Here is a 20,618-nt window from a genome sequence, read left to right on the forward strand (position 1 = left end):
TATTTAGCTTTGCTATTTAACCATTTTATTAGAAAACGCGCTGATTACAATAAAATTGTTCGCCATAGGAAGGAAATGATTTTTTAATGGTCAAGTTTTGACCACAAAAATGGAATCCGTTTATAATAGTCGGTATCAGTTTTTCAGCGAGATTGCTTATGCCTTTGAAAATGCGCGTTTTTACTTTGAATTGCGGGAATGGCTCTCTTGGTAATGAGGCTTCTAAGCAGCTAGTTGATCAACTTTCAGCTTCCAAAGAGGATCTTTTTATCCTCAATTGCCAAGAAGTTCATTTTGATTTGGCCATGCAAGAGCTGGGGAAAGTCGCAAGTAAGAAAGGTTTCAAGGTTACAGCCAGCCCCCAAATGGTTACCCATACCAAATTTGGTACACAATTCCACAATAAAACAGGGATGATGACGCTCATTCTGCATAAGCCCGATGTTAAGGTACAGGTAGTCAATAGTGTTCCGGCAAGAAGGGAGCTTACGCGCATGGGTAGCGGCTTTGATTTCGCTGGTTTTAATAAAGGTGGTGTGCTTAGCCGGATAAACGTATCTAAAACAATTGCAGGAAAAGAATCCCAATTTTCTATTGATAGCTTCAATGCGCATTTGGATGCCTTTTCTGATGCGAAAAGAGCCAAAGATTGGGCAAATGTGCATCGACTGCAAAAACATAAAGTAGACAATTGGGACGAATTATGCGCAGCATTGCCGCATCTCACCTGCAGTGGGTACGATGCGAATACGCGTAATAAACTCTATTTAGATGGGGATACAACCGTTAATCGATGTGCGTGGGACGTTCCCTATGATCACGACATGCAAAGTTTAGTTGTTGCCCCCTTAGGTAATGTCCGTGAGTCTCGCCCCTCCACTTATCATAGCGATAATCCTGACATCCTTGTAAAGCCTGATCGACACAGAAAAAATCGCGTGAAGGGCGGTATGCTCGATATCGTGGCTTATACTGATGTTACTGCTGTTGGTAAAAACCAGTTAGAATCGGCAGATTTGCCCTTGGTACAGCAATCTCAAATTTCCATTGAACCGGAGCCTAATAGCAGCCGTGATCATAATGTGATTGGCAGCCATACTATCACTATCGATGAGCGTGAAAAATTTGATCGGGTTCGTGAAACGATAGCATGCTCATTAGCCGGTGTAGCGCCTCAGTTAGCCGCTTATTTGCTAAGTGATAATTTTATAGATTCTTCAGAGCACCAAGATTACCTGCTTAATGTTTATCAGCGCTATCTATCACCTGAGGGCTTATTACAAAAATACCTGCAACTCCATGCCCACAGATTGCAGTATTTAGAAGAGTTTGACAAGCAGGCCACGGAAAGGTCCCGTCAACTTTTTAGCGAACAGCTATTTTATTCGCCTCAACCTTGGTTTTCTGGCTTTGCGGGTGAGGCATTTAAAACGACAGAAGGTTTGATGCAACTCGCAGATAACCATAACAGCTTGTTAAACTTAATGGATCTACAGAGTAGATTTTTAAATCAGGCTGTTACAGAAGAAGAATGCCAAGCGATCTGCTCCATTGTGAAGATGACTTTAGAGAAGATGCCGGAAAATTTATGTGCAAATGACCAACATAAATGGATTAAGCAAACGAATCAGTTATTATCCGTCAATAAGCTGCTACACGAGTATGATCGTCACTTGGCACTTGAAGTAATAAAAGACGAAACAAAGCCGTTGGAAAAAAAAGACCCTCTGTTAGCGAATAAAAGACAGAAAATTGCCGACTTTAATGCTACCCTCATGGCTAATAAAGAGCCCAGCCAAGTTATTACTGATCTGCAGAATCAGCTGGATGAAATAAAGGGAACCTTAAGGCTGCATCGTTATAATGATTTTTGGTCTGAACTATACCGTAAATTACAAGCGCTGATTACGGGTACGAGCTTATCTCGTGGGGGATTTTTTGTTGTTGGTGTGGAAAATGAAGTGATGAGCGAAAACGAACCTATTGCTGAACCGGGTTCTCATTCACTTAAGGAATAATGCTTTTGGTCGGTCCAACCAAGCTCGCGCTGCCTAATTGTCTCTAAATTGTAACTTACTGAAGGACATCGTGAGCTGATTGCTGGTAAGTGTTTAATAAATCATCCTGGACGACGATCGCAGATTGGTTAATGGCTTTAATTGTTTCTGTGTTTTTAAGAATTCCAGTCTTAAATTGCCACCCCTTGGGCAATTTTAATTTTGTCCCTAATTGAGAGAGTGAGTTTTCTTTTTGGGCAACTTTCTGCACGCTGTAAGATTGCATGACGAACACATTGCCTTGCGGGTCGATGAGTTCATAAACGGGTTTACCGGATTGGTAAATCCATGTTGTTTTCCGTTGAACTTGATGCTTTTGATAAGGGCGTCCAGCGGAGAATAACTCGGATAAACCAAGATGAAGCACGCCTGCCTCCCGCATAGCAATCCCATTGAAGGTTTTTATAGCCGGATTAATTAAATTCGTGTTTATAAACCCATCAATGACCCAATAACGAGGGCCATTTAAATGGACAAAAGAGGAGCCCGTTTCTTTTTTTATTTGCGTAACAGTTATTCCTTTCCACAAATTTTCAGGGCAATGATTAAGCCCCCATGTATTATAAACAGCGAAGGTGGTAAGTGTTTTCCTAATAATAACTTCACAGTACCGTCCCTCCCTCATACCCATGTCTTGTGCGGCATATGAAAGAAGAGGAAGGATGGCGAAGGCAAACGAAAGCAAAATTATCCGAATACCATTTGATGAGTTGTGCAAAAAAATCCTATTCCCTCGCATGATTCTTTCCATACCATTATTCAATGGGTTAAGTAGCCTAGTGATAAGGGGAAAAATTATTTTTACCCTCGATCTAAATTAACAATTATTTTTTGGCATGAGCTCTAAAAAAAGCATCAGCACGTTTGGTTATTTCATCTTGTGTTAAATCTTGCGTGTGTGTTGCAATCATCCAAGAATAGCCAAAGGGGTCTTTTATTTGGCCTACACGATCACCCCAAAACATCTCTGTCACTGGCATGGTGGCTTGACTGCCTGCTTTTACTGCTTGTGCGAAAGCGGCATCGACATCAGAAACATACAGAAAAAAGCCAATCGGAGAGTTGCCAAGGGTTTCTGCACTTTTAGAACAATTTTCGCCTCCATGCATTTCATCGCCCATCATTATGATTGAACTACCGATTTTCAAAGTAGCATGCATGATTCCATTACCACTTGGGTAGGGAAAAACATTAATTGGTTTTGCGTTAAATGCTTTTTGATAGAATTCAATGGCTTGTTTGCTGTCTTTAAATGTCAGGGCTGGAGTAACAGTATGAAATCCCTCGGGTATTGCTTGTGTCATCACGATGTTCCTTATCTAAGAAGCTTCAAATTCTTTTAACATGGTTTTTAATGAATAGTTTTCGCAGACTATTTTTAATGCTTTTTGATACACAGAAAAAACCTGATCTTCTGTATTATTACTGCCAGCAATTAATTTAGTCAGCTCGAAAGCGATTTTCATTTGTTGATTACTGGCATTAATTAATCCATTTATTGCACTGGTCATATCTTCTTCACCAAAAGAAGATAGATCATCATTAAACATAAATTCGAAATCATCATCCAGGGCTAGTTGTTCTTTCTTTGCAATCTTATTTTTTGCCATCATGGTCTCCATAATCAATAGATAAGTCCGGGATAGGCCATTGCACAATTTTGTCCGCACTAGCTAAATCGATATGACCCGATATTGGACCCCGGTGATGATATCATTAATGATATAAACTAAATAGTGAAGCAAGGCGATCAAGAAAAGGAGAACATCATGCCATGGACCAAATCAGATTATCCGAATTCCATGAAAAATCTGGATAACTCAACCCGAACTAAAGCCATTGAAATTGCTAATAAATTGCTCAAAGAAGGCTATAATGAAGGCCGTGCGATTGCCATTGCAATTGCTCAGGCTAAGAAAAATAAGGCTAATTAAAAATAGCTAAACTCAAAACAAGGCAAATAAATTCTTAATTATACTATTAGTGTTTGCATTCCATTTTTCCTCTCAGCATCCCCTAACACTTCTTGCCTCAGCGAGTTTGGAACATGGTCTAATGAATCGTTGCCTCAAAATTGCTGTTGCCGAACGAGAGGAACAGAAAATTTGAGGCAATTCGAAAATTGGTGTTGCTTGAGGGGGATAATATTATCTTAATCATTATTGTCTATAATTTAACCACCTAAATAGTTATAGAGGTTAAGATTATGACAAAACAATTGAAGATTGAACGGTTACAGAATGCAGCGCTCCAGTTAATGAGCAAAATTAATAGCGCATTAGAGACAGATGCACCTGAAGGTCTTTTTAGACTTTCTGCAGATAAACATTTGATGGACGCGAAAATGTCTGAAATCGAAAAAGGTAAATTTAATTTTGATACGTTATCCCAGATTGAGCGAGCTGCACTGCTTAAAGCTGTATTGCGGGAATTACGAAGTGAGCAAGGACCTTTATTTACCCAAGAGCAATTTAAACAATTAACTGATGTTGAAATGCCAGTTGCAGTTAATGGTTTATTGGAACAAAAGAAAGTCGCTGACCAAAAAATTACTTTTTACTTATTTGAATTATTGAAGAGTCTTAAAAAATATGAGGCGACAACAAAAATGCCTACAGCTAATTTGGCCATAATTTTTGCTCCAAATTTATTTCCCGAGTTCCCTGCGCCAAATGTGTCAAAACTTTCATCAGAAGAAGCATTAAAGAAAACAAGAGAGCTTCAGGCTGATAATGACGCTAAGGTAACATTTATGGCTCTTTCTCAAAAACGGGGGCACTTTAATCGAGTTAGTATAGACTAACCCTTTGATTTGACGGTCAAAAGGAGATTAAAGTGCCGAAGAATGATCTTATCCTAAATTTACCTGGATTTACCATCAAAAAAGTAAGTGGTTATCAACCCTTAATTTTGGAGTTATCTTATAATCGCAAAGCGCGTTGTGGCCATTGCGCTAGCAAAGAGGTTCGTAAAAAAGCGTCGTATATGCGACGGGTGGCGCATGAATTAATTGGCCACCGACGAAGCGAGTTACACTTTAAGGCTTATAAGCTGTATTGCAATAGCTGTAAGCGTTATGGGAATCAACAGTTTCCTGGGATTAATAAGTATCAACGTTCAACTTGGCGTTTGCAGGCAGCTGTTTTCCATGACCATACCCGTGGCATATCGCAAAAAGACCTTGCTAAGCAATATAGCAAAGGCAAAGCAACCATTGAGCGCTGGTATCAGCAGCACTATCGAGAACAAGAACGAGAACTAAAGAATGCACCTTGTCCAGCTGTTCTTGGAATAGATGAACATTCCTTTAGCCGTAAACAACGATATGCAACTACACTTTGCGACCTTAGAAAACATAAAGTATTTGATATTGTTAAAGGTCGTTCTTCAGCTGATTTAAAAGACTATTTTAAAAACTTGGAGGGTAAAGAGCGGGTGAAAGTCGTTTGTATTGATTTAAGCACGAGTTACCGAGCACTGGTGAAACAGCACTTTCCTAACGCGCAAATCGTGGCTGACAGATTCCATGTTATAAGACTTATTAATCAGCTCACCTTACAAACCTTTCATCAAATTGACCCAACCATCAAGTATCAGCGAGGTTTATTAGCAGCGCTTAAAACCAACCCGGAAAACTTAACAACTAAGAGGCTCTCTCTTCGTAATCACTATCTTGAACAACAGCCGGCCATTGCTGCCATTTATGATTTTAAGCAAGAACTACATCAATTACTCACTAAAAAGCATTGCACCGCTAAAGAGTGCAAACGCTTATTACCCCGTTTCTTAGAAATGATAAACGAACTTAGACACAGTCCTTTTCAACCTTTGAAAACCTTAGGAAATACCTTATTTAGATGGAAAGATGAAGTCGCAAGAATGCTCCGATTCACTAAGAACAACGGGATAACCGAAGGCTTTCATCGAAAAATGAAACTCATTCAGCGTAGAGCTTATGGGTTTAAAAACTTTGAAAATTATAGAACGCGTGTTAGGGTGCTCTGTTGCTAACGATTAGTGCCCCCGTAATTGGGAAAGACCCGGCTTTCATCGAAAAATGAAACTCATTCAGCGTAGAGCTTATGGGTTTAAAAACTTTGAAAATTATAGAACGCGTGTTAGGGTGCTCTGTTGCTAACGATTAGTGCCCCCGTAATTGGGAAAGACCCGCTGATCTTGAGTTAGAAAATAGTTTTAAACCAAAGTAAAAAATAAAACTTGGAATCCGCCAAAACCCTGATTGGGATTGGCTCCCCGGACAGGACTCGAACCTGTGACCTAATGATTAACAGTCATCCGCTCTACCGACTGAGCTACCGGGGAATGAGGCGGAATCTTAAATGGATTCCGCTAGTGGGTCAAGGGGATTAACGAAATTTTTCTTTCCTCCCCCTGAGAGGATAACTATTTACAAAAATGCTGCAAACGAGCTAATGCGTCTTGCAGAATTTCCATACTTGTGGCGAATGAGAGGCGTATGCAGCCTTCATTTCCAAAAGCAGAGCCTGGTACTAAGGCGACACCTACTTCTTGTAAAAGACGTTCAGCAAACTCTACATCATTGGCAAAGCCACGCTTCTCAATGATAGGTTGTACATTGGGGAAGAGGTAGAAAGTACCGTCGGCAGGGATGACTTCAATGCCAGGAATTTCGAATAAACGTTCAACGATATAATCATGGCGCTTATGGAAAGCATCAACCATCATTTTTACCGCTTCATCACCGCCATTTAATGCCGCAACCGATGCTTTTTGTGCGATTGAGCAGGGGTTAGATGTGGATTGGGATTGCACTGTTTTCATGGCTTCGATTAAATCAGCAGGGCCTGCTGCATAGCCGATACGCCAGCCAGTCATGGCATATGCTTTGGAAACCCCATTGAGCACAATAGTACGAGGGTATAAATCGGGGCATGCATTGAGAATATTGGAAAAGGGCATTGTCCAAAGAATGTGCTCGTACATATCATCGGTGGCAATTAACACATGGGGGTGCTGTTTAAGCACTTCAGCAAGGCCTTGTAATTCTTCAAGCGTGTAGGCAACTCCAGAAGGATTTGACGGACTATTTAGTACGACTAATTTGGTTTTAGGGGTAATTGCTTTAGCAAGCTGCGCCGGAGAAATTTTGTAACGAGTAGCGGGGGTTGAGGGAATAATAACCGGGTTGCCGCCAGCTAACAAAACCATATCAGGATAGGAGACCCAGTAGGGGGCAGGAATTAACACTTCATCCCCGTCATTAATCAATGCTTGGCAGAGGTTATAGAAGCTTTGTTTTCCGCCTACGGAGACTAGAATTTGATTGAGTTGGTAATCAAGCCCATTATCTCGCTTAAATTTATCTTTAATCGCTTGTTTCAGTTCAGCAATGCCGTCAACAGCGGTGTACTTAGTGAAGCCAGCTTCGATAGCCGCAATAGCTGCTTGTTTGATATGCAGAGGGGTATCAAAATCAGGCTCGCCTGTACCCAACCCAATAATGTCTAAACCTTCTGCACGCATTTTTGCTGCTTTTGCAGCTACAGCAAGCGTAGGTGACGGTTTAACTTGATGTATTCGCTCTGCCAGTGCGATATCCATTTTTAAGCTCCTGTGCTATGTTTCGACCAATTCATGCTGAGAAAGCTATCCTAACCCCTCTTTGATCGGTTATAGTTTATATTATGAAAAATGTATTTAAAATTTACGCAAGTTATCAACCCGCTGGAGATCAACCAACTGCAATTAGCTCGCTAATCGACGGCTTGACGTCCGGGTTGGCGCGTCAAATCCTTTTGGGCGTTACCGGTTCGGGTAAAACTTACACCATTGCTCATGTGATTCAGGCGATGAAAAGGCCGACATTAATTATGGCGCCGAATAAAACGCTGGCGGCACAACTGTATGGCGAATTCAAGACCTATTTTCCGGACAATGCCGTAGAATATTTCGTCTCTTACTATGACTATTACCAACCCGAGGCCTATGTTCCTGCTTCGGATACTTTCATTGAAAAAGACGCATCCATCAATGAGCATATTGAGCAAATGCGCTTATCAGCGACTAAGGCACTGATTGAACGGCGGGACGCTATCATCGTAGCGACCGTCTCAGCCATCTATGGTCTGGGTGATCCCGATTCTTACCTCCGTATGTTATTACATCTTTCCCGAGGAGAACAATGCGATCAACGCAAAATTTTAAGGCGGCTTGCTGAAATGCAATACATCCGCAGTCAACAATCACTGGAAAGAGGACAATTTCGCGTACATGGTGATGTGATTGATATCTTCCCTGCGGATTCGGAAAAGGAAGCGATACGTATTGAGCTTTTTGATGACGAGGTCGAGAACATTTCACGATTCGATCCATTAACCGGGGAGGTACTTCAACGGTTACCTCGAGTGACTGTTTTCCCAAAAACACACTATGTTACCCCGCGTGAACGGATTTTACAGACAGTCGACCAAGTCAAAGAAGAGTTGCGCGAAAGGCTTGCTGAATTGACTGAACAAAACAAATTGCTGGAGGCTCAACGATTGCAACAACGCACCTGTTTTGATATCGAAATGATGTTGGAACTAGGTTATTGCTCGGGAATTGAAAATTATTCACGCTATTTATCAGGCCGACAAAGTGGTGAGCCGCCACCCACCTTATTTGATTATTTACCTCCCGATGCATTGCTGATTATCGATGAGTCCCACGTGACTGTGCCACAAATTGGAGGCATGTATCGCGGTGATAGGGCCAGGAAAGAAACGCTGGTGAATTATGGCTTCCGCCTTCCTTCAGCGCTGGATAACCGCCCTCTTCGGTTCGAAGAATTCGATGGGCGTTCACCACAAACAATTTACGTGTCTGCAACCCCAGGTTCTTATGAATTAGAGCACAGTGATAACACGGCCGAACAGGTTGTGCGCCCCACCGGATTAGTCGACCCACAAGTGATCATAAGGCCGGTTAAAAATCAGGTGGACGATCTAATGTCTGAAATTCGCCAGGTCGTGACTCAAGGTGAGCGGGTTTTGATTACGACTTTGACTAAACGAATGGCCGAAGATTTAACGGATTATTTGCGCGAGCACGGCATAAGAGTACGTTATTTGCATGCCGATATAGATACCGTTGAGCGCGTTGAAATCATCCGGGATCTGCGGTTGGGCGAATTTGACGTCCTTGTCGGGATTAATTTATTACGTGAAGGTTTGGATATGCCAGAAGTTGCATTAGTCGCTATCCTTGATGCCGACAAAGAGGGTTTCCTACGTTCAGACCGATCATTAATCCAAACAATAGGACGGGCTGCACGTAACGTGAATGGACGGGCAATTCTCTATGCCGACCGCATCACTGGCTCGATGCAACGTGCTATCGGGGAGACGGAGCGCCGCCGCCATAAGCAAATGGAATTTAATAAAAAACATGGAATTACGCCCAAAGGTATTAAAAAATCCATCACGGACATTATGGAAGGCGCTTACAGTACGCGCCGCAATAAAACTCAAGTAGCACAACGACAAGCAATCTATGAAACAATTCCACCCGATCAATTGCTTAAACAAATCAAAATCCTCGAAAAGCAAATGCATGAGCACGCAAAAAACATGGAGTTTGAACAAGCTGCAAAGGTGCGGGATGAATACTTGATGCTCAAAGAGCAACTGAAGTTGAATCAAGTCTCCTAATCTGTTAAACGGTATAAATCTAAAACAAAACGTTATTTCATAAGTTCTTATGGATAAAATTTGAGCCCAATGATTTACCGTGCTAATTTAATTCTTCCTAATCATTCAAACAGGGAAAGGAAGATGAAAAATAGCGAATTAAAAGCCATGGCAGCAGAGCTGGGAAGACATGTTAAAGCAACAACTGATTTTCCTGATGTCCTTAAGTTAACAGAGGATTTAGAATCCCTATTTCGTGATTTGAATGATGAGGATGAAATAGATGCTGAATTAAGGATCCCAATTACTGCTGTTCTTAACCAATTTTGGGATTGGGTCATTCATAATTTGCCCTATGAACAATGGCAAGGATGCAGTGAAATTGATCCCTGGCTTGGCTTCCAACGGCAGTTAGCGAAGATTCCCGATAAAAAAGCAATAAAAGAGGCGGAATTGATTGAAAATTCAATTTCAGCGGATGATATGCTCTTGGGCGATTTACAACTCCGTCTGGAGAAGTTCAAAGAGAGGAGCCCTGAGCAAAAGAGAGAGTTAGGGAGTGACAAGAAGGTAACTGTCCCGCGGTTGGACACAGCCGAATTGGCGCTCGAGCAATTGGCAACGGAATCTGAAAAAATTGATGTTTTGCAACAGGAAATCTTGCGGGTCCAGAAGCTTCAAAAGGAAAAGTTGGTAAAGTTTGGTGAATTAATTAAAACCCGTTTGTTAACGGCAGATTATCATCATCCAATTTTATATCAGGCTTTAAAGGAAGAATATGAAAGTTTGGGAGCGGATGTATTGAGCCTCGATAGGCTTATGCCTTTGCTCATCGTTTGCGGGCGAAAGATAGGTTATGCCAAAAAAGATGAATTTGATTACCCAATAAGCCATTTGCCAGAAAAACCTTTGCCTCAGCAAATTTTTAACTTCAGAGAAATTGTAATTTTATTGAGTTCAATTTTTTATTTAATTTTTCATCACTGTACTGTTGATCAACTAAAAATACTCCCGTTTCTCATCTACTTTCGTTTGAACACAACCGATGAAGAAAGGTGCTCAGAGCAGGCTATTCTGAGTTTTTTATCGACGCGCATCGTTGAAAGCCAGGCCTTTTTTAAAAAGCAGGAAGACCATTTTGATGCTAAGGCAATGAGGGACCTTGAGTGCGTGCAAGCTGTGCAGGATCTGCTTCCCAAATCACGCGGAGCGTTGCTTAGGGCAATCAATGAGAAACGATGGCTTTATGCTTTTATCCACCAACATCAAAACTCACCGACGTTACCCGAAGATAGCCTTGGGGCAACTGTTGAATTATTAGAGGCGGATTTTTTTACCCGAAGCGATCAATCGTATCCCTCCGCCTTAAATTTTGCAGAAGAAGTTAACGCACAATGCTTTCACATCACCGAGCAAGAGAAGCAAATTGTAGGATCGGCGATTCATCTTTTCTGTTTGGACAGGTATATCAGGCAAAGTAAAGTTGAGCTTTCAGAAGCGCCATCGCCTGATCCAAAACAAATCGAGCGCGATAAAACAACAGGCACACCTGAGTTTCATCAAAGACTCACTTTTTTTGATTCTCCAGAAGCACAATGGATGCATGCTTTTCTGCAACAGAGTCGTCACCGAACGCCGAGTGAGCCTAATGAGCTATTGCACTATGCTGCCCGGCTTTGCGATATTCAATTTGGTACACAAGAAGATAAATCGCAGTTAATCGCGCAAAAATATCAGGCCAACATTAAAAAACAACGGAGTTTGTTAACTCCAGAAGAGGCAAAAATAGTGAATTCTGCTTTCCATAGTTTTTGTTTAAAAAAATACACTCAGGAACGGCTTGAGGATGAGCGGGAAAGGTATTCTGATTTGTCCCTTTCAAAAAAAACCAAGTGCAATGCAGCCCATAAAAAAAGGTGCGAAATATTGGGTATTAAGGCTGGAAAATTGGGATTTTTTGAGTATGTTGCCTTACGTCAAGGAGGGTTGAAAAGGCTAAACGATGTTTTTGAACAGCCAGAGAATACAAAGGAAGCCCGACAGTCTCGATTTTGAACCCTGGGGTTCAGGTGGGGGGCAGGGTATCGGTTCAGGCTTCCCACTCGTCGGTGGGCTTGCACAACGCCGGCTACAGAACGCTCCCCTGAATGTGAGTATTGGTTCACAAATTACTCGCTGTCGGGTTAAGAACAGTATACCACCTTAGTGTATCCAAGTTAAACTAGTAGTTACGGTACTATGGTATTTAATTTTCCTCAGTTGAAAAAACGAGGTACTGCGGCTTGTGCGCAGTACTTCGTTGTTCAGGGTGGAAAGCTGCATTTTTGTGGTTCGCGCGAGCAAGTCTTGAGAATTCCTTTCGGCTAGGAATGGTGAACTTTATATTTTTCCGTTAGTCTGTTTGCGGATCCTGATCCAAATTACCATGCACCGCTTGGTGGATTTTGTTTTCCAGGGAGCTGATGAATTTGCTAATCTGGATGCGCTGCTGCTCTTGTTGTTTTTGACACGTGATTAATTGGTGGCTTATGTTAAGTGCCGCCAGGAGCAAGGCTTGGAACTCATCGAGTTGTTTGAACTTTTTGCTCTGTTTCAATTGTTCATTCAACTTTTCAGCGGCCTGCTCAAGGTTAATTTGTTCATTTTCAGGGCACTTAATTTCATACGTTTTATTTAGCAATTTAATAGAACAAGTTTTTGCTGTTGACATTTTACATGGCCTATACAATGTGACGTATTATTCAAATAGTAGCAACTTTGGAATGGTGGAGCAAATCAGTTATTATTATGCAATTTGTTTAACGAGTTTATTATGTCGCCTGAAAATACCCCAACGCATCTGCCAGACTACCAGAATTTTAACAATGTTATTTCGATTTTAGATTTGCCTTTTTCCGGCAGTGAGCTGCATGGAATGATGTGCGGTTACTTATGTGCAGGGGCAGCCTCAGAGGGTGAAGCGTATTTAAGGGCGCTAACCTCAAGCAAAAAAGATAAGTCAACCCGTGCAGCGGCACTTGCTATTTTCGAAGTCTACACCATAAGCCAGCAACAATTAGGGAATTTTGATTTTGGGTTTGAACTCTTATTGCCTAGCGAAGAGGAATCCTTAATGGATCGTGCCCAAGCATTTAGTGAATGGTGCGAGGGTTTTACGCAAAGCATGGCGATCTCTGGCATTAATGCTGAGCAATTCCAGGAAGAAGAATCCCAAGAAGCTTTACAGCACCTGCAAGAGTTTGCGCAATTGGATTACGAATCCCTCGAAGTGAATGAAGAGGATGAAAAGGCCTTAATGGAAGTAAGCGAGTATGCCCGAATGGCTGTGTTGCGTTTATATGGTGATTTAAAATCAAGCAATAGTGACCATGGTTCGACGAAAACGACGCATTAAAAATGACATTAGACCTTAAAGGATGTTAAAAATGATTACCCAGCAAGAGTATCAAGCAAGACGACAGGCATTGGCAGCAAAATTAGCTCCGGGGGCAATTGCAATTATTCCTGCTGCGCATGAAGTGTTACGCAATGGCGATGCACATTATCGTTTTCGCCAAGACAGTGATTTCTATTACTTAACCGGCTTTAATGAGCCTGATGCCCTGCTTATGATCATAGCAGGTAGTCCTGGGAAAACTTACTTATTCAACCGCCCGCGAAATCCCGCAGAAGAGCAATGGACTGGGAAGCGTCTGGGGCAAGAAGGGGCTCGCGAAGCGCTCAAAGTCGATGAAGCCTACTCTCTTGAAAGCCTGGCTACCCACCTTCCTGAGTTATTGACCGGAAAAACAGCTGTTTATTTTGCCATGGGCCGTTACCCTTCCCTCGAAAAGATGCTTTTTAAGGCTTTGAAGCATGTTAAAGGCCTGGTTAGAAGAGGAATAAAGGTTCCCGAATCGTTATGTGATCTTGAGCCTCTATTAAGTGAAATGCGATTATTCAAATCAGAGGCTGAGCTTAATCTGATGCGTCAGGGCTCTGCAATTTCAGTGGATGCACACAAACGTGCTATGCGTGCTTGCGGTAAGGCGGAGAATGAATACCAATTGGAAGCAGAGCTGCTTTATGCCTTTAGCCACAATGGTTGCCGGGCTGTGGCTTACGATCCAATTGTTGCAAGTGGTGGTAACGCTTGTATCTTGCATTATACAGATAACAACCAACCGCTACGTGCCGGTGATCTGCTGTTGATTGATGCTGGGGGGGAGTTTGAAAATTATGCAGCAGATATTACCCGTACTTTTCCCATCAATGGCCGTTTCAGTAAGGAGCAACGGGCTATTTACGAGCTGGTGCTTAAAGCACAAAAAGCAGGGATTGCGAGCATTAAACCAGGTTTAGGATGGTATGAAATACAACAAACCATTATTCATATTTTGACTTCGGGTTTATGTGAATTAGGCCTGTTGAAAGGGGAAGTTGATAAATTGATTGCCACCGAGGCTTATAAGCCGTTTTACATGCATAATTCCGGGCACTGGCTCGGTTTGGATGTCCATGATGCGGGCCGTTATAAAATTGAGGGGGAATGGCGTCAATTAGAGGCTGGTATGGTACTCACTGTGGAGCCTGGTTTGTATATCAGTGCTGGCATGAACGGCGTTGATCCGCGTTGGTGGAATATTGGTATACGCATCGAGGATGACATCTTAGTGACGAAAGACGGTTATGAGAATTTAACCGGCGATTTACCCGTGGAAGTGGATGAAATTGAGGCTATACTCCGTGGTTGAAAGGCAAGTTGACATCCTTATTGTTGGCGGCGGATTAACTGGCGCCATTTTAATGCTGGCCCTAGCGAACAAAGGCTACAATATCCTATTGATTGATACCCATCCGCTTAGTGCAAAAGTCGATGCTCATTTTGATGCCCGCACACTTGCGCTGTCACCTGCAAGTATACGTATTCTACAAATGCTGGATATCTGGCCCCTCTTGCAAAATAAAGGGACACCTATTGAAACCATTCATGTTTCGGAGCAACGCCGTTTTGGCAGTACTACTTTAGCCAATGAAGCAAATAAGCCTTTAGGCTATGTGGTTGAAATGCAGCACATTAACCACGCCTTATACCAACTGCTTGATGAACAGCATGTCTTGGCACCCGCAAAGCTTATCGCACTGGATAAAGACCAAGGGTTGGTTACAGTAGGCACTGAAAACGAAAATTATTCAATTAAGGCAAAACTCATTGTTGCAGCAGACGGCACAGACTCATCAGTGCGGCAATTAAGTGCCTTGCCGGTAAAAATCAAAGATTATCAACAACAGGCTATAGTGGCGAATGTTGGTTTAGCAAGAGCCCATGGGAATCGGGCTTATGAGCGATTTACTGCGTCCGGGCCATTGGCGCTACTCCCTATGGCCGAAAATCGTGTTTCTTTGGTTTGGGCTTTGCCACCCGCGGAAGCCGCACGATTATCTGCTTTAGACGAGGCGGCATTTATACAAGCTTTACAGAAAGCATTTGGCTATCGCTTGGGTCGATTTGTGCGGGTTGGCAAACGCGTTATTTTTCCTCTGAGGCAGGTCACGATGGCGAAAAAAGTGGATTGGCCGCTCGTTTTTGTGGGCAATGCGGCACACACACTTCATCCGGTAGCCGGACAGGGGTTTAATTTAGGCTTGCGTGATGTCGCCACACTTGCCCAATGCATTACTCAACAGGGATTAAATGCAGCCATGTTGCAAAATTATCAATACATGCGCCAACATGATGAAATGGCTATTACCCGGTTTACCGATGGTTTGATTGACGTGTTCACAAGTCAATTGCCAGGTATGGCATTGGCGCGAAATTTGGGATTAATTGCTGTCGATAATCTAAAAATTCTAAAACAATGTTTAACCCATTACACCTCCGGCTTTGCAGGGGTTACGCCGGATTTGGTTTGCGGTATCGCTCTTGAGAAGAAGGGGGCTTAATGAACCAACCATTTGATGTGATTGTGATTGGGGGTGGCGTTGTTGGTTTAACTGCTGCACTGGCCATGGTTTCGCGCGGTTTTTCTGTCGCAGTGATTGATGCGGGAAGCATGACCGTTAATGCAACTGATATCGATCCACGCGTTTATGCAATCAATCAAGCGTCCCAGGATTTATTGCAAGAACTTAAGGTCTGGGAGCATTTGGATAAAACCCGAGTATCACCTTATCGGGAGATGTATGTCTGGGATGCAGCAAGTGGTGCCCATATCGAGTTTGATGCGCGAACGATTGCAAGTGATCATTTAGGCTCTATTATTGAGGAGTCCGTGCTCAAACAAGCTATCTTGCATGCATTGGACTTGCAGAAAGCAAAATTAACTTTTTTGTCTTACCATATGGTAAGTAAAATCGAGATTGATGAAGATTGGATTTCAGTCTCGGTAGGCGAAATGGGCTGGAAAGCCCAGTTGCTGATGGTTGCTGATGGGGGGAACTCGCCTTGTCGCCAATTGCTTAAAGTGCCCTTAACAACATGGCCTTACCACCAGAATGCCTTGGTTGCTTTGGTCAACACGGAAAAGCCGCATCAACAGACTGCTTATCAAGTTTTCAATGAGGATGGACCGCTTGCTTTTCTTCCACTTAATGATGAAAACTTGTGTTCGATCGTTTGGTCCACAACACCTGCGCATGCTAAAAAATTAATGGAGCTTCCTGAAGAGGAATTCAATGGCGATCTGACTAACGCATTTGCCCATAAATTAGGTGAAGTTAAATTAGCGAGCAGGCGTTATCAATTCCCTCTTACAATGCGCCATGCCAAACAATACAGCGGAAAACGCTGGCTCTTGTTGGGCGATGCCGCACACACCATTCATCCACTTGCCGGCCTTGGTTTAAATGTGGGCTTGGCTGATGTGGCTGCCTGGCTTTCTTGCCTTAAGCGTTCAAATAATCGCTTAACAGCGCCAAAAATTTTAGGGGCTTATCAACGCCAGCGTAAATATGAAGTTTGGCAAATCATCGCCATGATGGATGGCTTCAAATCACTCTTCACGAATTCCTTACCCCCGGTGGTCGCGCTGCGAGGTTTAGGTTTGCGGATATGTAATGAATTAACGCCAATGAAAAGACTATTTATTGAGCAGGCAGCAGGGAAAAAATTCACCTGAAATGGTTCGCAGGTATGTAACCCTTATCAATTTATAATGGTTCTGTCCTAACCTTTTAACATTACCCTCCTTAAGTACCCATTTTTGTTATATTGGAGTTGCGCTCATTCGTAGAAAAAAATTTCTGAATAAGGTATAAATCATTCTGTTTAAGTAATCGATACCGGGACGTAGAATGACCATTAAAAAATTGCCGATGGTACTACTAGGCTGTGCATTAGCAACGGATGTACTTGCAGGGGAGATGTATTCGCGTTCAGCTTATGATGACAGAAGTGGATGGCCTTTCGTTGCAACCTTAAGTGTCGGTCCTGCTTGGGCCAGGCCAGGGGAATCGCAGGTCCTTACGGTACAACCGAATATCAATACCGCCTATATTCCGCTGCCTGCGAGCCGCACAATTAAACTGGTTACCACCGCAAGGGGAACCAATACCTTATTCACCGGTGAGATTTTTCTCGGTTTGGTTGGCCAAATTAACTCAGTTGTGACTTCCCAGATAGGGGTAGCTTTTGGCGCCTCTTCACAGGTAAGAGTAAAAGGGAATGTTTTTGAGGACTCTAATATTGAGTTTGGTAATTTCACTTACTCCTATGGAATAAGAAATGTGCGCGGGGCGCTTAAAGCAAAATTTTTATATGACCCCAACTATTACGATTTGCTTCCCTACATCAGTGGCAGTGCTGGTATAGGTTATAACCATTCCTCGGGGTTTACCCTCAATACACGTTTGTTCCAGGAGATTCCTCCCCCCTCATTTAGCGATGAAAGTAAGTCTGCTTTCAGTTATACGCTAGGTGCAGGATTGGAAACTGTGTTGGACGATAACTGGCATGTTGGTCTTGGTTACGAGTTTGCTGATTGGGGAAGGAGTAATTTAGGCCCGGCAATTGGCCAAACCCTTGGCACAGGTCCTCATATTAATAGTTTGCGTACCCACGAATTACAAATTAGTGTGAGTTACGTGTCTTAACTAAGTGTTTAGCTATCTCTTCAAGGATTGATTTTATGAAGAAGACTTCATTGCGGCAATGGGCTGCTACGGTTTTTCTCTTGATTACTGCGTTTGTAGCTCAAGCAGCTGAAGTCAAATTTAATATTCTCCCTGTGGTAAGGGCGCCTTATGTGATGCCGGCGAACGGCTTTGCGTATGCGCAATACATGATCACAAATAACACAGGGGTTGCCCGCGAATTAACAACAGTACCCATTCCTGGCGTCCACCACGTTGTCACCAATGCACCGGGTACATGCCGATCACCGTTTGTTTTGGCGCATGGCCAATCCTGTCTTCTGATTTTGGAATTAATTGCGCATGAAATGGTTGGCGGCGTGCATTCTGGACCCGTTGTATGTAAGACGATGGGACCAGGTGATAATCGGCCGGATGCCTTTCTTTGTTCACAACCTTATCCAACGGATATTATGCAGGTTAATCTGAGTCCTGCTTTGCTTGCGAGCCTCTCAGCAACGCCTTCTTCTTTAGCCTTTGGTGTCGGAAATAGTGGAACACTCACTATCACAAACACAAGCTCGATTGGTTTCGTGCAACACTTGGATGTTCACTTTATTGTTAATACCGCTATATCATTGACCAGTAGCACCTGCCCATCTCATTTGGCTCCAGGGGCGTCCTGTGTTCTCAAATTTGCTTCAGGTTCGCCGGCAACGACAACCCTGTCGGTTATGGGAACAAATACCAACCAACTGCTTATCCCTATAACCGCCTCCAATATTAATCTCAGCGTTTCACCTAATCCTTTGGTCTTAGGGGTAGGGAATTCTGGCTCAGTAACTGTGACCAATACAAGTACAACGGATTTTGCCCAGAATATTAGTGCAAGGGTTCCTGCTGGTGCAAATATTCAAGTAAGCTCTAATACCTGCCCCTCATCTTTGTCCCCTGGCAATTCTTGTACAATTACCTTTTCTGCATCAGGGGTACAATCAACTATCACTGTGCCAATCCAAGGAACGAACACGAATCCAGTAAATTTGGCGGTCTCTGCTAAAGCGGTCCGGATTTCTGCGAGTCCAAATCTTACTTTAGGCATCAATCAGCTAGGGACAATTACGGTGACTAATCTGTCATCAACGGACACGGTATATAATGTTCAACCTACAATCCCTTCAGGTTCGGGAATAACAGCAACAACCAGTCCAGCTTGTGCTACTGTGGGGCCTGGGGGCTCTTGCACGATTCGAGTTTCTGGTTCATTCCTGCAACCAAGCGGAGTCAATATTCTTATTCAAGGATCGAATACCAATCAAACCGCTGTAAAGATTACCATTATACAGGCTACCCTTGAGGTGATACCCAATCCGCTTGCTTTGGAAGAAGGTGGGGCTACTAACAGCGTTACAGTGACGAACCTCTCTACGGTAGCAGTTACAAGCAATATTTTGCCTGCAGTAGGAACAACAAGTCCACAAGGTGTGGAAGTTACGGCCAATACCTGTAACTTTTCGCCATCTTCCCCCTTTCTGCCATTTACATCCTGCACAATAACATTCCAGGCGCCAAGCAGCTCCTCAGATAGCCAATTTACCATTCAAAGTGTAACGCCTAATGCAACTAACGCTACTGTGCTCACGGTTACAGTGAATCCGGTGGTTATTTCGATTTCTCCTACCAAGTTGACCCTTGACGCTGGTTCCCCTGGTTCCACGGGGGTAGTCACAATAACCAATACCTCAGCAACAACCGCCGCACTGAATTTGGCGGCAAATCCGACGACCCTGTTTGACAGCACTACCTGCGGGCCTTCTCTCGCTCCATCAGGTACCTGTACAATGACATTCCATGGTAACACTACCTCTGCCACTGATCTTGTCAATATCAGCGGTGATAATACCAATACTGTACAGTTAACAATTATTACCCAAAACACGAATTTAACTCTCGTCCCCACAATATCGGGAAATCCATACATTACCGTATCGCCCACTGCTAGCACACAGACGATTTATTCGGTAACTTACAACAACACATCTGGACCCGCCATTGATATATCGCTTGTGCTGCCCTCTGGCTGGACAAGAGTAACAGAAGTCGATAACTTTTGTACGGGTATCTTTCCTGGACAGACTTGCACCATTGGCCTTGTCTCAGATACGGCATACATTGCCGATAATATACATGCTCTAGCTTCAACAGGAGGTGTTTCAAACAATTTGGCTGTCGGTTTTATCCAGGATGGTGGTTTTGTTTTTGATATTACTGGTGGGGTGGTAACGGTTGCTGATCAGGGCGATGCTAGTCAAACTCTATCATGGCAAGTAACCAATGCTTCCACAATGGCGATTAGTACGACCAACGGATTAGCTAATACTCAAGCAATAATACAAAACTCGGGTACAGGGAATGCACCTGCTGCTGAGGATTGCTATGCTCAAACATCCCCTCAACAAAAATTTCTTCCAGCGTCAGGGCAATTAGCTGAAATGTATGCTAACTTGGCTTACCTCGGTTTAGGCAATTTCGGAGGCTTACCCTATTGGAGTTCCACAGAGGTTAATTTTACTGAAGCATATGCTGTAAATCTCACTAATACTGCAAATCCCACGACAAATCCATACCCTGATACAAAAGGTTTAGCCTTGTTGGTGAGATGCGCTTATGTTGCAGGATACCCGTAATACAAAATACTTCTGTATTCAAGGAAAATATGGTTTAATTTTAAACATGAAGATTTTCAGGGTTTATGAGTGGCGCTTTTAATCAATTGGCAGCTGTTGCTGCTGGGCAGTTGCCTTGTAGCGAGTAATTCTTTGCTTGCCGCCCCTCCTGCACCTGTTATCCCCACTGGTAA

General features: G+C 43.0%; 16 protein-coding genes, 1 tRNA gene, 1 other RNA gene and 1 pseudogene. 12 read left to right on the plus strand and 7 right to left on the minus strand.

The genetic code is table 11. The annotated features are described in order from the left end of the window. Positions 1-158 precede the first annotated feature (158 nt). Positions 159-2,018, plus strand: a complete 1,860-nt coding sequence (locus LMI_RS00150; protein WP_045098002.1) for a hypothetical protein — start codon at positions 159-161, stop codon at positions 2,016-2,018. Positions 2,019-2,073: 55 nt separating this feature from the next. On the opposite strand, the gene LMI_RS00155 is transcribed toward LMI_RS00150, so the two are convergent. From LMI_RS00155 to LMI_RS00165, 3 genes are all read right to left on the minus strand, one after another. After that, positions 2,074-2,796, minus strand: coding sequence for a hypothetical protein (locus LMI_RS00155; protein ID WP_045098003.1), 723 nt, complete (start codon positions 2,794-2,796; stop codon positions 2,074-2,076). An 85-nt stretch (positions 2,797-2,881) separates the two neighbouring features. Next, entirely contained in the window at positions 2,882-3,361 is a 480-nt protein-coding gene (locus LMI_RS00160) for a VOC family protein (protein ID WP_045098004.1), read from the minus strand. Between the two features lie 15 nt (positions 3,362-3,376). Then, on the minus strand, positions 3,377-3,670 hold the full coding sequence (locus LMI_RS00165) for a hypothetical protein (RefSeq protein ID WP_143000979.1): 294 nt from the start codon (positions 3,668-3,670) through the stop codon (positions 3,377-3,379). A gap of 156 nt (positions 3,671-3,826) precedes the next feature. Between LMI_RS00165 and LMI_RS15245 the strand changes: the two genes are divergently transcribed. The 4 genes and pseudogenes from LMI_RS15245 to LMI_RS15775 form a co-directional block, all read left to right on the plus strand. Continuing rightward, on the plus strand, positions 3,827-3,991 hold the full coding sequence (locus LMI_RS15245) for a DUF2188 domain-containing protein (protein ID WP_143000978.1): 165 nt from the start codon (positions 3,827-3,829) through the stop codon (positions 3,989-3,991). Positions 3,992-4,314: 323 nt separating this feature from the next. Next, the gene (locus LMI_RS00170; RefSeq protein WP_162182786.1) at positions 4,315-4,860 is read left to right on the plus strand and encodes a RhoGAP domain-containing protein; all 546 of its coding nucleotides are present in this window, start codon (positions 4,315-4,317) and stop codon (positions 4,858-4,860) included. A gap of 32 nt (positions 4,861-4,892) precedes the next feature. Beyond that, positions 4,893-6,068 (plus strand): ISL3 family transposase, encoded by a 1,176-nt coding sequence (locus tag LMI_RS00175; RefSeq protein ID WP_045098007.1) that lies wholly within the window; start codon positions 4,893-4,895, stop codon positions 6,066-6,068. Between the two features lie 31 nt (positions 6,069-6,099). Beyond that, positions 6,100-6,195: pseudogene (locus LMI_RS15775) on the plus strand (transposase); the annotation flags it as partial. 109 nt (positions 6,196-6,304) lie between these two features. Here the strand turns inward: LMI_RS15775 and LMI_RS00180 are convergent. Next, a tRNA-Asn gene (locus LMI_RS00180) sits at positions 6,305-6,380 on the minus strand. Between the two features lie 81 nt (positions 6,381-6,461). Continuing rightward, positions 6,462-7,640, minus strand: a complete 1,179-nt coding sequence (locus LMI_RS00185; RefSeq protein ID WP_045098008.1) for a pyridoxal phosphate-dependent aminotransferase — start codon at positions 7,638-7,640, stop codon at positions 6,462-6,464. An 83-nt stretch (positions 7,641-7,723) separates the two neighbouring features. Here LMI_RS00185 and uvrB point away from each other — a divergent pair, with 83 nt between their 5' ends. Continuing rightward, the gene (gene uvrB, locus LMI_RS00190; RefSeq protein WP_045098009.1) at positions 7,724-9,727 is read left to right on the plus strand and encodes an excinuclease ABC subunit UvrB; all 2,004 of its coding nucleotides are present in this window, start codon (positions 7,724-7,726) and stop codon (positions 9,725-9,727) included. Between the two features lie 2,008 nt (positions 9,728-11,735). On the opposite strand, the gene ssrS is transcribed toward uvrB, so the two are convergent. Next, positions 11,736-11,894: non-coding RNA, 6S RNA (gene ssrS, locus LMI_RS15005), on the minus strand. A gap of 204 nt (positions 11,895-12,098) precedes the next feature. Continuing rightward, complete coding sequence (locus tag LMI_RS00200) at positions 12,099-12,416, minus strand: cell division protein ZapA (RefSeq protein ID WP_045098010.1); 318 nt, start codon at positions 12,414-12,416, stop codon at positions 12,099-12,101. Positions 12,417-12,518: 102 nt separating this feature from the next. Here LMI_RS00200 and LMI_RS00205 point away from each other — a divergent pair, with 102 nt between their 5' ends. The 6 genes from LMI_RS00205 to LMI_RS00230 all read left to right on the plus strand — a co-directional run bounded on the left by LMI_RS00205 (position 12,519) and on the right by LMI_RS00230 (position 20,445). Next, positions 12,519-13,100 carry a UPF0149 family protein gene (locus LMI_RS00205; protein ID WP_045098011.1) on the plus strand — a complete coding sequence of 194 codons (582 nt, stop codon included), beginning with the start codon at positions 12,519-12,521 and terminating at the stop codon, positions 13,098-13,100. Between the two features lie 31 nt (positions 13,101-13,131). Further along, positions 13,132-14,439, plus strand: a complete 1,308-nt coding sequence (gene pepP, locus LMI_RS00210; RefSeq protein ID WP_045098012.1) for a Xaa-Pro aminopeptidase — start codon at positions 13,132-13,134, stop codon at positions 14,437-14,439. Continuing rightward, positions 14,432-15,631 carry a 2-octaprenyl-6-methoxyphenyl hydroxylase gene (ubiH, locus tag LMI_RS00215; RefSeq protein ID WP_045098013.1) on the plus strand — a complete coding sequence of 400 codons (1,200 nt, stop codon included), beginning with the start codon at positions 14,432-14,434 and terminating at the stop codon, positions 15,629-15,631. The genes pepP and ubiH overlap by 8 nt, the downstream gene beginning before the upstream one ends. Further along, a complete protein-coding gene (locus LMI_RS00220; protein WP_045098014.1) occupies positions 15,631-16,806 on the plus strand; it encodes an FAD-dependent oxidoreductase in 1,176 nt (391 codons plus the stop codon). The genes ubiH and LMI_RS00220 overlap by 1 nt, the downstream gene beginning before the upstream one ends. A 175-nt stretch (positions 16,807-16,981) precedes the next feature. Beyond that, a complete protein-coding gene (locus LMI_RS00225) occupies positions 16,982-17,779 on the plus strand; it encodes an outer membrane protein (protein WP_052679393.1) in 798 nt (265 codons plus the stop codon). Between the two features lie 35 nt (positions 17,780-17,814). Beyond that, positions 17,815-20,445, plus strand: a complete 2,631-nt coding sequence (locus LMI_RS00230; RefSeq protein WP_045098015.1) for a hypothetical protein — start codon at positions 17,815-17,817, stop codon at positions 20,443-20,445. The last annotated feature ends 173 nt before the right edge of the window (positions 20,446-20,618 follow it).

Source organism: Legionella micdadei (assembly GCF_000953635.1).
GTDB lineage: Bacteria > Pseudomonadota > Gammaproteobacteria > Legionellales > Legionellaceae > Tatlockia > Tatlockia micdadei.